The 15,063-nt window shown below is 53.3% G+C and carries 9 protein-coding genes; all 9 read right to left on the reverse strand.

Annotated elements, in window-relative coordinates; genetic code table 11:
- Nucleotides 1-263: 263 nt before the first annotated feature.
- Complete coding sequence (locus NH461_RS00255; protein WP_261601382.1) at nt 264-3,479, reverse strand: hypothetical protein; 3,216 nt, start codon at nt 3,477-3,479, stop codon at nt 264-266.
- 217 nt (nt 3,480-3,696) lie between these two features.
- Nucleotides 3,697-5,286, reverse strand: a complete 1,590-nt coding sequence (locus tag NH461_RS00260) for a hypothetical protein (protein WP_261601383.1) — start codon at nt 5,284-5,286, stop codon at nt 3,697-3,699.
- Between the two features lie 3 nt (nt 5,287-5,289).
- Nucleotides 5,290-5,865 (reverse strand): ECF-type sigma factor, encoded by a 576-nt coding sequence (locus tag NH461_RS00265; RefSeq protein WP_261601384.1) that lies wholly within the window; start codon nt 5,863-5,865, stop codon nt 5,290-5,292.
- Entirely contained in the window at nt 5,862-7,283 is a 1,422-nt protein-coding gene (locus NH461_RS00270) for a chromosome partitioning protein ParA (RefSeq protein WP_261601385.1), read from the reverse strand. The genes NH461_RS00265 and NH461_RS00270 overlap by 4 nt, the downstream gene beginning before the upstream one ends.
- 14 nt (nt 7,284-7,297) lie before the next feature.
- Complete coding sequence (locus tag NH461_RS00275; protein WP_261601386.1) at nt 7,298-8,674, reverse strand: serine/threonine protein kinase; 1,377 nt, start codon at nt 8,672-8,674, stop codon at nt 7,298-7,300.
- A gap of 413 nt (nt 8,675-9,087) precedes the next feature.
- A complete protein-coding gene (locus NH461_RS00280) occupies nt 9,088-10,455 on the reverse strand; it encodes a YjiH family protein (RefSeq protein ID WP_261601387.1) in 1,368 nt (455 codons plus the stop codon).
- A gap of 578 nt (nt 10,456-11,033) precedes the next feature.
- Entirely contained in the window at nt 11,034-12,266 is a 1,233-nt protein-coding gene (locus tag NH461_RS00285) for a methyl-accepting chemotaxis protein (protein WP_315903230.1), read from the reverse strand.
- A gap of 230 nt (nt 12,267-12,496) precedes the next feature.
- Nucleotides 12,497-13,852, reverse strand: coding sequence for a glutathione-disulfide reductase (gene gorA, locus NH461_RS00290; protein ID WP_261601388.1), 1,356 nt, complete (start codon nt 13,850-13,852; stop codon nt 12,497-12,499).
- Between the two features lie 190 nt (nt 13,853-14,042).
- The gene (locus tag NH461_RS00295) at nt 14,043-14,882 is read right to left on the reverse strand and encodes a 23S rRNA (adenine(2030)-N(6))-methyltransferase RlmJ (RefSeq protein WP_261601389.1); all 840 of its coding nucleotides are present in this window, start codon (nt 14,880-14,882) and stop codon (nt 14,043-14,045) included.
- Between the last annotated feature and the right edge of the window lie 181 nt (nt 14,883-15,063).

Below are 15,063 nucleotides of genomic sequence, written 5' to 3' on the forward strand. Positions count from 1 at the left end.
GTTTTCGTGTGATGTTAACCAGGTTCAACGATTTCAACGGCTGGGTTGTGATGGTCGGCGATGAGAAGCGATTAAGGACCGACGTTCTGGCATTTGAATGACGAGGGACGGAAACCGATGGCGATGTTGCAGGAAGCGGAAACGATGAGTTTTAGGACTGGGTTGCAGGTGCCCTGGAAGATCTAGCCTCGATTTTTAAGAAACTGCGAGATAATCAAGGCGGCCGAATTGGCCGCCTTTGGGTTATCTGCTTTGCAGGATAATTACTGTTGCACGGAGTAGCTATAAGAGGTGTGGTTCCCTTCCACAGCACGTTTCTCGCGGTGTAAAACGCCATCTACCGGGTTGTATTTCCAGGTGATTTCGTATTTATCGTTGTTTGAACACTCGGCCCAGTCAGTCGGCTCGTCCGCATCACAGAAGTTATAGGTCTGATTGAGTTCGGTAACAGAGCAGGTATGGCCGTTGTCAACCAGGCAAGGCAGATCGCGTGGTATCTCCCCCCAAGTATACAGGGTGCCATCGATCGTCACGCCAGTCTCGGCGTAATGCAATGTTTCACTTTCATCATCGCCATAATGGGCCGTCCAAGTGGTGTCTGTGAAGTTCACCTGTTGGTTAAACAGGCTTTCTACCTGAGCTTTGGCAGCAGACTCTGAGTCATGTATGGACGCAGAGAAGGCGCACCCTTCAGACGTGTTGCCTTCTGGGCAGAGCGGGTCATCCCCGACTTCTACGCCGGCATCAACCAATAACAGAACCGTGCCATTGTCGGTCCAGATCGTATAGGAATCGTCCGGACCGCTTCCCTCACCTTCAACCCATACCTGGTACAGGGTGTTCTCGTTGATTTGGTAAGGGGTAAAGGCAACCGTCATTTGGATCGGAGCGCCCCAGCCGGTATTTGGGCTGTAGAACCATTCTTGTTGTTGGATAATACCTTGGGTATCCCGGTACATGTGTGTCACGATGCCTTCCCCGTCATCGATATGCACGGTGTAGAGACCGCTCTCGTCGATGTTCAATGACGCTTTGGGGGTAATGCTGTCGTTCCGGTCAATATAAGTGTTCAGCATCACTTCTTCACTGACGGAGATGCCGGTTGGCGACGCCAGGGCCACCACAGACTCACCGGGTTTGAAGCTGGCAGTGCCGGCGTAATCAAAGTCGATCATACACTCGGTACTCTCACGACGGCCAAAGGCGAGAGATTGGCGCTGGTTTGACTGCGACTGTTGCGCCAGGCTATGGAAGCCTTGCTCAAATTTATCGTTTAACAGATAAAAGTCGTACACCATGCTGTCACCGAACTGGTAACCAGGATTACCATCAGGGTCGGTGGAGTTATCGGCAATAAAGCCGAGAGATTCACAGCTGGTATTGAGATACAGGTTGCCATCCAGGGAGTCGGATTCATTTTGCGGCTGGACTCGCGTGAAGGCATCAGCTTGGGTCAGCTTGTTGTTCACCATCGCGGTCGCTGTCGGCTGTTGCCAATATTGGTCGGCGCTGGCCTTGCCGATATAGAACGTCAGCGAACTGGTCTTGGTTTCGCTCTCCAGCATCATGCCGGCCGCCGCTTTGGTGATGGTCGCCTGTTGGGTGACCGAGAGCAGGTGGAGACGCGGCATCTCAGGCTCATTGGAGCGATCTTCAACCAGCTTCAGTGTTTCCGGGGTTTTCCCGTCGAACTGAATCGTCAGGTTATCGCCATCCAGCGCCCAGGTGCCGGTTTGCTGCTGAAGACTGTCTTCTGCAGGACATTCGCCGTTGACGGAATCGGCTTCCAGGATCTTGTGATCAGGTGTCAGGCGCAGTGCCCAGCAACTTGGCTTAATGGTCTTTTGTGTCTCCCTGTCGGCATTGAAACGGTAGAGGTGTCGATCCACCAGCAGATCGCTGAGCGAGTTGCTGGTGGCCGGTTTCTTCTCGATTGAGAGCTGAAGTTTCGCGCTTTCCTGGTTGTTGTCATCATCCTGAGCCGTGATCGTGATACTAAAATCACCCGGTACCCGAGGTGTCCCGCTAATCGTTATCATCGGGTACTGAACGTCGTAACTTAAACCGGTATTGCCGTCGACCACGCTGTAATTGAGGACATCGCCGTCTTCGTCGGTAAACAGATCAGACATATCCAGAGATAATCCGCTGACCGTTTGACCTTCCTGGAGTGCCAGCTGGTTCACTTCATCTTGCAGTGTGGCGAGTTTGTCAGCGTGCACTACAGGCTTGGTATTAAAGACTGCGACCTCAAATGGAATGAGCGTGGTGGCAACGCCGACCTGGTTACTCTGGGCATCCAGATCTTGAGCGGTCAGCGCCAGGTAGTAGATCCCTGCCTGTGCTTTGGACTGGCTGCTTTCCGTGTCTTCAATGGCGCGGATGGTAATGTTGCCGTTGTGATCGATAGAAACATCGATACCGTTGTCAGCCAGGTGCTGTGAGCTTTCGGGAGTGATCGATACGTCTGGTGCCGTGGCTTGGTCTTCATCGTTGAACAGGTCATAAGCTGCGGTGCCCGCCGTGTAATTGAAGTTCTGGCCGGATTTGAGTTCAGCGCCCGCCAGATCCTGGGACAACTGTTTCAGCACTGTTGCATTTACAGTGGCCTGGTAATTGGCAACTGCTGGCTCGACTTTCTCTTCTCCGTCGATTTTGGTGACCGGCACGACAGGTTTGTAATTTGGGTTATCCAGTTGTTCTGTCGTCGCGCTATTGACTGCATCAACCGTTTGGGCGACTACCTGCTCTGCCACCTTATCCAGGCTGACATCGGTCGCTGTTTGGTGCTGGGTTTCGGTCAGGATCTGGGCGGTCTTATGGAGTTTGCTGGCCAGCAGTTTGGCTTCCTCTGAGGCAGCGGCCGTTTTCTCTTTCACATAATCAGCATACAGGTTGATCTCAATTTGGCTGTTGGCCTCTTTCAAGCCGCTGAGCATCAGGCGAACCTGGTTTTCCGCTGCCGCTTGATCTTTGCCTTGCTTCATTTCAGCAACGATCAGATCAGTGATCGGGCTGGCAATCGGGCTGCCCGCCGGGGCACGAAAGACGACATCTTTGCCCATGGCTTGATCCGGCTGGTCCATGTCGACCGTATAGATCCCCGGCGCAATGCCAAACTCCGGATAGGTTTTGTAAGGTTCCAGGATTTTCACGACCAGTGGGTTGCTTTGGATGCTTTCTTCGATGCTCTTCTTGACCTTGATGTCCAGTTTCCCTTCGGCATCCGTCAGAACCAGCTTGCCGTCGATGTCCGTGATTACTTCGTTGGCTTCACAAAGTCCGTTCTGATTGGTATCAGAGCAGATTAGGGCATTTTTCAGGTAGCCATCCATGGTGGTGATCACTACGTCGCCAGCGGCGGGTTCGGTAATATGCGGTTTTTTTTCGTCGCCGCTACCTGAGCCGCTTTCTGAACCGCCACCACAACCTGTCAGTGCAAGCGCCACGGACACCGCCAGTAAACTCATTTTTTTCATGTTTCATTCCTTGTGCTCTAGAAGTTGGCTGAAGCCAAATTGCTTTTATTTGTATTTGGTCTTCTGCAACCGCTCAAAGAGAAAACCAAAATAGGCATTTTTTAAAGCGGACTCACATTGAAAGCAAGGTACGAAAAAGAAAGGAAAAACCGTAAAATTTATTTTGTTTTTTTTATCGCTAACCGGCTTCCGGCGCGATGGCATGTCTGAATGTGAGCTACAAATTTTCTCTTTGTTCGCTGTTTTGCCGGGCGTGGTGATAAATCATATTGAGCTTCAGCTCTTCGAGTAAATGCGCATACTCCGGTTTCGGGCGGAGAATGTAGCTGTATATTTCACCGGCGACGAAAGGGTTTTGATCTTCAAAATCGTGGTTGATGTATATCGCTGACTGGGCTGTGTCATAGGGATTTGCATGACAGTCCAGATGCGCAAGATCATTGGGACGGGCGCTATCGGAGATAATGGGCCCGACACGGCCTTGTCCGGCGAGTCGTGAAAACAGGAAGTAGGGTTGGATGGCTTGGCAGTCGAGTTGGCCCGCCACTCGGAAGATGTTCAGATCGCTATCGTAGCGTTGATACTCGGCAGGGTTGATTGCGCGGCGGTCAAAGATATAGTTCATCACCGTTGTGTCGATGTAATTGTCTTGCGGATCGGTGAGTTGATAATCAAATGAGTGGCCCTGGTAGAGTCTTTGGCCCGTATGGACGTTGAGTCTGCGTTCCATGGCAACTTTGTCGGTTTGCAGTGTATAGGTTTCGTAGCCATCCCCCCTTTTGACCGTAGTCAGAAGGTTGTTGCTCTCAGGCGCGAATCTGGAAGGATAGATCTTCCGTACGATCCACCGCTGCTGGGCATCAAAATCAGATAAGTCGCTGGTGAGCAGCAGATCGTCCTGCTCAAACTGGTAACTGCCAACCAGGCGAAGATCGTCTTCATCCGGACAGCGGGTGCGGTTTCGGGCGGCGGCAAAGAACACCTGTTCATTGACCAGTTTCCACGCCTCACAGTACACCACTTCGTACGGGTAGTGTCGCCCGCCCAACTGCTGCGTTGTTTCCAGGCGATAAAACGTGGTACTAACCAGGGGATGTGTTTTATCGTTCATGGATCGGTTGATAAAGGGCAGTTCGAACGCTGCCGTCACCCAGGCATCTTGGTCGTTTCCGTGGTGATCGTCCCTGACTGCAATCGTCAGCATGGCGGTCGCAATGGCGGCTGACGGCGCTCCCAGCAGATGTATTCTGGAGCCATAGCGGACTTTCAGGCCGGGTACATTGGTCTGGATTTGCGTGGTCAGAAAGTCGTTGTCCGGATCGGTAAAGAGATCCTCGACAGAGAGACTAACACTGACCGGACTGTTTTGCGTCAGCTCCCAGCCGTAGATTTGTCGCTGTAGCTGCGCGTATACATGTTGATTGAGCTGCGGCTTGCGGTTTTTGGTCAGAAATGGGCTGCTTCCCCCGGGTTCGGGCCCGGGTTCGGGAGCGATGGTAACGGACTGCATGGCGGTCTCCTGCACGGGCTGTGGCGTAGCTTCGTTTGACGCGAGGAGAGCCATCGCTGGAGCGGAGTCCGAACCCTTTGTTTGTTGCTGCGTTTGCCTGGTTTCCTGTCTGGCTGGAGACGATGACGTATTCACTAGCGTTCGAGCGAAAATCGATGGTTTCGTCTGACTGAGTGCCTGTACCGCCAATGCCTTGCCAGCTGACAGGGAGAGAAACGCCTGGTTGTGGCTGCTCAGCAGCCATAGGGCGGTGGCGATAATGGCTGTTGTGGCAGTGAACAATAATCTTTTTTTCACGCGTCATGACGCCATTCTTGATTGCAGCCAGCAGCGGGAGAACTTGAGATCTTTTTCGATCAGGCTGGCACTGCACTCGAGGAGCTCGCTGATTTCCTGGTTTTTGAGCCCCATCAGGTACTTCAGCTTGAGGGCGTCTGACTGGCGCGGGTAGTGGGCACTGAAATTCTCCAGAGCTTTATCCATAATGATGAATTGCTCGAACCTGTCCTCGTTGGAAGACGGCAACGAAGTGAGTTGCTGGCGCTTCTGAGCCTGCTGCGCGCGGGCATTGTCGATCAGGATCTGACGCATCACTTTTGCCGCCAACAGAAAAAATTCTCGTTTATTGGCTATCTGGCTCGGATCGCTGCTCGATAGTTTCAGGTAGGCATCATGGATCAACGCCGTGGTGCTGTTGACACTGTCGGCGAGTACCTGGTTTGCAGTGCCGTGCTTTTCAGCGCTGCGCGCTCGCTCCTGTTGGGCAATCTTTCGTAGCTGAAGGTAAGCGAACTGATAGAGCTGACTTTCAGCCTGCTTATTACCGGATTGCCACTGGTGGATAATCTGAGTGATTTGTGAGTAAGGCTGACTCATGAACGTACTCCGGAAACTTTGATAAATTCAGAGATCGCAAAGGTATCAATGCGATCTGAACCATCTGGCTGAGGGGTGACGATTTGGCGATAGCGGTAGAGCACTCCCTGGTCCCAGAATTGCCCGGCAGGGAGGTATTCCCAGGTGGTGTATTGCGGTTGTGCGTCTTGTTGATACCAGCGAACCAGGACATTCAACTGCGCCAGCTGTGCCTGTCGGTTGGGGTTTTGCAGCCACCACATATCCGCATAGTGCTGGGTCACGTCTTGAGGATAAGCTGCTTTTGTCTCGGGGCATTGGTCGACATTGTCGGGTCCTGAGAAGACACGCCCGGCTTCAATGAGCAGGCAGGACTGACGGATCGCTGTGCCTTGATAGGAGGTCTGGCGCCATATCCCTTCATGGGCAATGCGATGGCCTTTATCCCGGGGGTAAGTAAACCAGATCATCTCGGTCTTATTCGCGTGATGTACCTTTTCATGGCGTCCAAGCCCTTGGACTTTTTCCATCAGTAGTTGCGTCTGTGGGTCAAAGTTCAGGGCGAGTGTGCGGTATTTCCAGTCTCCTTCATCATCATGATTATCAAGAGAGAACCCATTGAGGTCATTGCGGGTACAGCCGGTGGCCGCGCAGCCAATCAGGCCGTCCCAATCGGCAAAGTTTGAAAGGGGCTCTTCTATTTGGCTGTGGTTAGAACCGTGGCGGTCGAGATCACAACCGTGAAAATAATCCCCCACACTTGGATACTGGATCAGCTTGTCTGTTGTGATTTCGTAGGTCACTTCTCCAATGGGTGGATTGTAGTTCGGATCATGCGCCCTGCGGGCGTCGAGTGCACAGACTCTGCCCTGGCCGTCTTTCTTCTTAATGATAATGTTGGCGAGGCGCACATGAAGTGGCGCGTAGATCACTTCATTTGACCTGAAATTCTGCTCAATATAGCGCTGGCTTTGATTTAAGTGGGTAACTGCCTCTTCAACCGAGACGAGATCTAAAGCCAACTTGCCTGCGCTGTTGTCCAGAAAGCTGAGATCGAGGCCTTGTAGTTGCTGTTGGAATTCCGGGGAGGATAATGCTTGACTCATTAATAGGATCTCTTCGCGGTTTTGTGGCGTTTCGTCAAGCGACAGCAATAGCCGCGTCATATTAATGCTGCGGCTGGGCTGGGTTGTTGAGGCTGTGGGGGTGATCACTTCCCGGCCCGAGAGTGTGGTCAACAGGTAGCTGTTGTCATCTTTGCCGAGAAAAAAGCTGATGACGTCTCCCGGATGATATTGAAAGGCCCCTTTTTGGGTGGTCCCGGATAGATCTGAGCTGGTTTTGTAATACAACCCGGTCACCGGTGCATCAATAAAGTAACCGGTCTTGGGTTGTTGTGCCTGGGTGGTCAGGGGGATGAGGCTGAGGATCACAGCCATGACAAGAGAGTACTTCATTGGGTTACGCCTTCTGGATCACTTTGCGTCTGACAACCGCCCTGAACAAACTGACAGCCGGGGCTAATGTTGTGCTTCTCCGGAATGGGGGTGATCATGGCCAGTAATATTTTTTGTTTGATGTGCTTCGGGATCTCTGGGTTGGACAAAATCCTGCGCCGTGTGAGTTCAAGCATAGTGTTGACGCTGAGGTGTTTGGTCTCGGCCGCCTTGCTGTGAAACATCAAGCTGGTCACTTCATACATCATCTCTTCTGCAATCATTTTTTCCTGTGCCAGCTGGCGATTTTTGCTGATTAAAGTGCTGGTGAAGAAAATCCCGGCCAGGATCAGCAAGGTCAGTAAAAAGGTTGGTACGGGCCTGCGTTGGATCAGTCTTTGAACGCTGTAAAGGGGCGCATGTAGCTTGAGTGAAATCGGACGGTACGCCAGCACATGCTCAATATCATGCCGTAGTTCACTGACGCTGGAGTAACGCTGTGCTGCTTCGGGCTCCGTCGCTTTACGACCTATTAAATGAATGTCGGAGTGACTGCGCTCTTGAGGAAACATCCATAGGAGGATTTTCCCCAGCGAATAAAGATCACTTTGTTGCGTGAGGAAGGCGCCGGCTTTTTGTTCAGGGCTGGCGTACTTTTCGCTGTAAGCAATGCATGGATGATCAGCGCTGGCCGGCGTGCCACTGACTTTTTGCGTGAGGTTAAAGTCGAGTAATTTCGGATTCTGTTCGCGGTCGATCAGGATATTGTCCGGCGTCAGATCGGCATGCAGTACCTGATTTTGGTGAGCGTGTTCAATGGCCTGGCAAATTTTGCTCAAAAGTTGCAGTTTACTGGTTGGTGTCAGATGCGTGTCTTGCAGATACTGGTTCAGCGTCCTGCCTTCAATCTGCTCCATCACAATATAAACCGAGTCCTGATGGATGCCGCCATCAAAAATTTTCGCGATATAGGGATGACTTAACCGTGCCAGCAATTGGGCTTCTTCGAACAGTGCCCGTTTTCCCAGAACCCGGCTCAGGCTGGGCTGAATGAATTTGATCGCCAGGTCTTGCTCAAACGTTTCATCGGCCCGTCGAGCGGCGTAGACAATGGCGATACCGCCACGGCCAAGCTCATGACGAAGCTGATATTTGTCGATTGACTGGTTGCTGAAATCCAGTTCATCTTCAGTGGCTTGTCGGGCATGGAAGGTCAGCAAATCGGTAAACGGGTCGGCGGCTTCACTGTTCAATAATGCCGAGACCTCGTGAAACAGCCCGGGCTGTTGTCCTTGTATTTGCGCGAGCAGCTGTTGTTGTTCATTGTGCTCCAGATCCAGGAGGTGATAAAACAACTCGGTGGCGTGGTGCCCTGTCTGGAAGTGAGATGTCATGATGATGATCTAATCAGCTGCGTTTTATCCGGGGGGATGGTTGATGTTGGCTTGTAACTGAACAGACAATGTGTTCGAAAGATGAATGTCATCCCCATTGATGGTGAGGCCGCAATGGTATGCGCCGCGGGTCGTCAAAATACAATTGGTCTATCTATCCGTTCAATGTTGATAGACCCGTTTATAGTATCGGATGCATATTTACAGGAAGGCGTATTTTTGATCAATGTCTCATTTTTGTGTCTGTGATACCGGGCAAATTATTTTATAAATCAACACAAGCAAATGTCCTGCGCAGGGTGTTTTTAGGGAGATGCATAACTGACCGAGGATGACTCGCACTCACCCGGTGGCCGGAAAACAAAAAGCCAGCTGCAGGCAGCTGGCTTTAACGGGACAAAGGTTGGATGACCTTAGAAGATCAGGTGACCCATCAGCGCGATGACTGGCAGGGTGATCAGGGTCCGCAGGATGAAGATCAGGAACAGCTCCCATGGTTTGACCGGGATTTTACTGCCGATCAGCAGGGCGCCGATTTCTGACATATAAATCAGCTGCGTGACCGACATCGCTGCAATCACGAAGCGGGTCAGGTCGCTCTCGATGCCCGAGGCCAGAATTGATGGCAGGAACATATCGGCAAAACCGACCACAATGGTTTCAGAGGCGGCGGCCGCTTCCGGGATCTGCAGCAGTTCCAGGAACGGGATGAATGGCTTGCCCAGGATGCTGAACACCGGGGTGTTTTCCGCAATCACCAGAGCCACGGTCCCGATGGCCATCACCACCGGCAGGACGCCAAACACCATATCGACTGCGTTGTGCACGCCTTCTTTGAGCACTTTGCGCAGGCTGGTGACTTCGCTGGCTTTTTCCAGCGCTTGCTCCAGGCCAAAACCAATCACGCTCTTGCCGGCCGGCACGGCTTCTAAATCTTCAGTTGGAGCGGTGTCATCAATAAAGCGATCTTTTTTCCATGACAGCGGCGGCAGGCGTGGCACGATCACAGCAGCGACGAAACCGGCCAGACAGACCGTCAGGTAGAAAGGCACAAACATGTGCTCCAGGTTGACCTGGGCGATCACCACCAGGCTGAAGGTGATCGACACTGCAGTGAAGGTCGTGCCGATCACGGCTGCTTCACGTTCTGTATAAATCTTGCTTTCGTACTGTTTGCTGGTCATCAGCACACCGACACTGCCATCGCCCAGCCAGGAGGCGATACAGTTGACCGCCGAGCGACCCGGCAGGTTAAACAGTGGACGCATGATGCGGGTAAACAGCGCACCGACAAACTCCAGCAGGCCGAAATTCAGCAGCAGCGGCAGCAGCAGGCCGGCAAAAATAAACACGGACAGCAGCACGGGCAGCAGATCATTGAGTACCAGGCCACCGGTTGCGCCATCGTGGATCATCGCCGGGCCGACCTTGAAATAAGTCATCAGCACGAACAGTGCGCCAAGTTGCTGGACCACAAACCAAGGCAGGCTCGGATTGAACAGGCCGCTGAGGAGCCGGCTATTGAGAATGGCACGTGGCTTGAAGGTTTTGGTAAAAAGGGTCGCCACAGCTGCCAGGGTGATCACGAAGGTGACCATGGTGGTCAGCATGCCGTCCAAGAGCGTCTGGACGGATTTGGCCAGGACCGCAATCGGGATGGTGAGCGCATCCTGGTATTGGATGGGCGCCATAAATAAAAATACCCCCAAGAAAGAGGGAATAAAGAACATCAGCCAGTTTGCTTTGCGTGAGGGTGATGTTGTGAGTGCCTGTTCCTGCATATTCGACCTTTAACGTACTGTTTTCGTTCAGAGTGATGGCTATTGTTATTATTGGTGGAATAAATATTCACTGATTTTCCATAATCACGTAGTGAAAGATTACATTTTTTAGCTATGAAATGGAATACTTTGCGGTGTTTTCTGTGTTTCTATTCACTTTATGCTAAATTTGACTGTAATCACACCGCGCTAATGTTGACCTTTTGATAACAAATGATCAACAAGAAATTTAAGTCTGAATCCAACCGCGATCATAGTTTTGATAACTTTGTTGTTATTTTCACGATTGCTGAGGTTTCGTTACGGTCGGTTGCGGGTGAATGAGTTGTCGCTGGAAATGGGCGAAATATGCTCATTTTTGCATTCGCACCGCCAGTTTTAGCGTCGGATCTGTGCAATCGGTTGTTGATGATGAGCGGGGATCGCCAGGGGATGGCTTGGGTGAGCATGCACCCGCCCTGGGGTGGCTGGGCGCATCACACGGTGCAGCGAGGCGGATGGCAGTGCAATCGGCGATGTCACCCGGCATATTCATCATCTCTGCCGGGCTGCGCGCCATGGCCGGTTCTCGGGCAAGGTTATGCGCGCTCGGCCCGGATGATATTCCGGCGCTGGGTGGAGTGCTCTGCGTCCGTGACGGTAAAGTTGTTGGTCAGGGAGTGCAGCTTATCACCCAGTTTGGTGATGTCGTTGCTCAAGATGGCGCAGAGCTCAATCACACGACGGGTTTCTTCAAAACTGCTGTCCATTTGCTGGAAATTGTCTGAGACGCCGGACAGGACCCCGAGCTGTTCATGAATGGCATGGTCAATCTGGCTGACATGCGCTTCAATTGTATGCATCGCCGTTTCTATGTCAGCCCAGTTTGATTCGGTCTGGGTGACTTTGGCGGTGCAGTCTTCAGTCGACACCAGGCCTTTTTCCATGATCAGCGACAGGTGGGAGGTACTGCTACTGATGTTGTTGACCATATTGGTGACATCGTCGGTCGACTCCCGGGTCCGGGCGGCCAGGCCGCGGACTTCATCCGCCACCACAGCAAATCCCCGACCCATTTCTCCGGCCCGGGCGGCCTCAATTGAGGTATTCAGGGCCAGCAGGTTGGTTTGCTCGGCAATGCTGCTGATCACATCAACAATCCGGACAATTTCCTTGGCATCATTTTTCAGCTGGACCACGGCGCTGGAAACATCGCCAATTTCCTGCTTGAGCTCCTGCATTTTCGCGACGGTGGTACTGACGGCTTTGCGGCCGTTGCTGACTTCGTTGGTGGCATTCTCGGCGGCGGCTTTGATGTTGCTCAGCTCGCTCTCAACCGTGCGGCTGGCGGCCAGCGACTGGGTCAGTTCATCTTTCGCGCCCAGCGGAGCCGGATTTCGGGCAATCAAGGCCGACTGAAATGACTGCGCTCGGTCCGATAAACCGGAAAGCATCTGGCTGACGTCGGCGGTGCTGCCCGGGTTCAGAGCGGTAAACTGGCGGGAAAACTGGTTTTGGTAGTAATCCGTCAGCGCCGGATCGGCGGTTTGGGTGAGGGGCCGTTGAAAGAAGGCCTGATTAAATGCCTGCATGGCCTCGATATACATCAGGTTGTCTGACGTGGTGTTGATTTGACCGTAAGCCGTCGAAAAATAGTTCTCAACCTGCATCGCAGCCTGATTTCGGCTGGCGACCAGCTGGTTTTGTGCGTTGACCAGCAAGAGCTGCCGCGCTTCGTTGAGAGTCAGTGAGCCGAGGATCAGGCTACTGACGATGACAAAGGTAATAGCCAGGGCTGTGGTACTGAACAGCAGTTTTGATTGTAGCTTCATCACTCGATCCATGAATGTAGAAAAAATGCGTTGATCCTAGACTAGCATACAGGCGCATATGTGCTGTTGTGAGTGGGTTAATCGGGATGTTTGCGGATAAGGCTATCGCAGAACACGGTCCGCCAAAAGGAAGCGAGCGCAGATGATTTACGAGTGACTTGCAAGGGGATAGCGTGGTTGGGGAAAGTACAGGGCGCAATGATCGCGCGCCCTGTGTCGCTGTGATGCGCTTAGCGCATGGTCACAAACTCTTCCGAGCCCGTCGGGTGGATCGCCACCACGCTGTCGAAGTCCGCCTTGGTGGCGCCCATCTTCATTGCAACGCCGAAGCCCTGGATCATCTCATCCACGGTAAAGCCGATGCCGTGCAGGCCGACCACGGTTTCTTCCGGACCGGCACAAACCAGCTTCATCTTACATGGCTGACGGTTGCTGGTGACTGCGGTGTACATGGCGGTAAAGCCGGATTTGTACACTTTGACGTTGTCTTCGCCGTACTGGGCAATGGCTTCCGGCTCGGTCAGGCCGATGGTGCCGATTGGCGGGTGGCTGAAGACCACGGTCGGCACCAGCTTGTAATCCATCTTAGCGTTCGGCTTGTTGTTGAACAGGCGCTCAGACAGCTGGCGACCTGCTTTGACTGCGACCGGCGTCAGCTCGATCCCGCCTTCCATGATATCGCCGACACAGTAGATGCCCTCAACATTGGTTTGCTGGTACTCATCCACTTTGATGTAGCCGCGATCGTTGGTTTCCACCCCGGCTGCCGCCAGGTTGATTTTGTCCGTGGTCGGATTGCGGCCGATGGCCCAGATCAGCAGGTCTGTGTTGTGGGACTCACCGTTTTCAAAGTGCAGGGTGGTGGTGCCGTCGGCTTCTTTGACCACTTCTTTTGGCACGGAGTGGGTGTGCAGCGTCGGACCTTCGTTGTCCATCACTTCAACCAGCGTCTCAACGATCATCGGATCAAAGCTGCGCAGCGGCGACTCTTTACGCACAAACAGGTGGGTTTCAGTGCCCAGGGCATGCAATACTCCGGCAATCTCAACTGCAATATAGCCAGCGCCGACAACCGCGGTGCGTTTTGGCTGCTCGTTCAGGGCAAAGAAGCCGTCGGAGTCGATCCCGTGCTCGGCACCCGGAATATTCGGGATGGTCGGCTCGCCGCCGACGGCGATCAGGATGTGATCGGCGCTGTAATGCTCGCCGTTCACTTCTACGGTTTTCTCATCAACAAAGCGGGCAAACCCGTTGATCACTTCAATTTTGTTGTTGCCCAGCACGTTGTCGTAGGCGGTGTGGATCCGGCTGATGTAGGCTTCACGGCTTGCAACCAGCTTGCTCCAGTCGAATTGCTTCACTTCCACATCAAAGCCGTAATCTTTGGCGTACAGGTGCATGGCTTCTGCAATCTGGGCGCCGTGCCACATGACTTTTTTCGGCACACAACCGACATTGACACAGGTACCGCCCAGAGCTTTGGCTTCAATCAGCGCGACTTTGGCGCCATACATTGCCGCCCGGTTTGCCGATGCAATCCCGCCGCTACCACCACCGATACAAATGTAATCAAAATGCTTCGCCATGACTTTCTCCGCTTGGATAATTCGATATATTCGCCTGCGACAGGTTGAGCGCTGCAGGGGAAACTGGCCCTAGTGTAATCAAGAAAGTTGAGAGTTACGAGTACCGGGCTGGAATAACTCATGGCCAGAAAAAAGCGGGCCGGAGCCCGCTGTTGTGGAAGGTTGGTCAGAGAGCGCGTCGGCCGCCGGGTTACTCCGGAACGATCCAGTCCACTTTATAGAAGCCGTGGGTCGGGGCGATGGCCTGTTGCAGCCACGGCAGGATGGCCTGCATCTGGCTTTCCAGCTTCCACGGCGGGTTAATCACGATCATGCCCGAGGCCGTCATGCCGCGCTCGGTCGTATCCGGCTCCACGCCCAGCTCGATTTGCAGAATTTTACGGATCCCCAGGCCTTCCAGACCGGCAATCATCTGGTCGATATTCTCGCGGTACACCACCGGATACCAGATCGCGTAAGTGCCGGTCGCCCAGCGCTTGTAGCTTGCTTTGATCGCTTTCACCACGTCCATGTACTCGTGTTTGAGCTCATAGGGCGGGTCAATCAGCACTACCCCGCGGCGCTCTTTCGGCGGCAGGCTGCCCTTGAGGCGGGCAAAGGCATCTTCTTTATAGATTTTGACTTGGCGATCGCCGCGAAACTCCTGCAGCAGCAGGGGGAAATCAGTCGGATGCAGCTCGGTCAGCACCATGCGGTCCTGCTCGCGGAGCTGGGCGCGGGCAACACGGGGAGAGCCCGGGTAATAGCGCAGCGCATCGCCCTGGTTCAGTGTCTTGATCGCTTCAATGTAGCAGGCGATGTCGGCCGGCATATCGTCCCGCTGCCAGATCCGGGCAATGCCCTGCTTGAACTCGCCGGTTTTTTCGCTGCGCTCATCTTCCAGATCGTAGCGGCCCACACCGGAGTGGGTGTCGTGGTAGACAAAGGCTTTGTCCTTTTGCTTCAGGGCATCGAGGATCAGGCTCTGGACGATGTGTTTCACAACGTCGGCATGGTTGCCGGCATGGAAACTGTGGCGATAGCTCAACATTGCAAGGCTCTCTACAGGTCAGGGTGGAATAGGGCGCCTATTATGGCGGAAACGCGGTGGGGCGCAATAGCGGCGGATCTCCGCAGCAGGGGCGATGCTTTTGCCGGGCAGGGGACGGATTCCGGGTTAGACTATAAGGATAAAGGTGGAATTACCGCCCTTAAGGGATTGAATTTATAAG

Origin of the sequence: Photobacterium sp. TY1-4, from assembly GCF_025398175.1 — a bacterium.
Lineage (GTDB): Bacteria > Pseudomonadota > Gammaproteobacteria > Enterobacterales > Vibrionaceae > Photobacterium.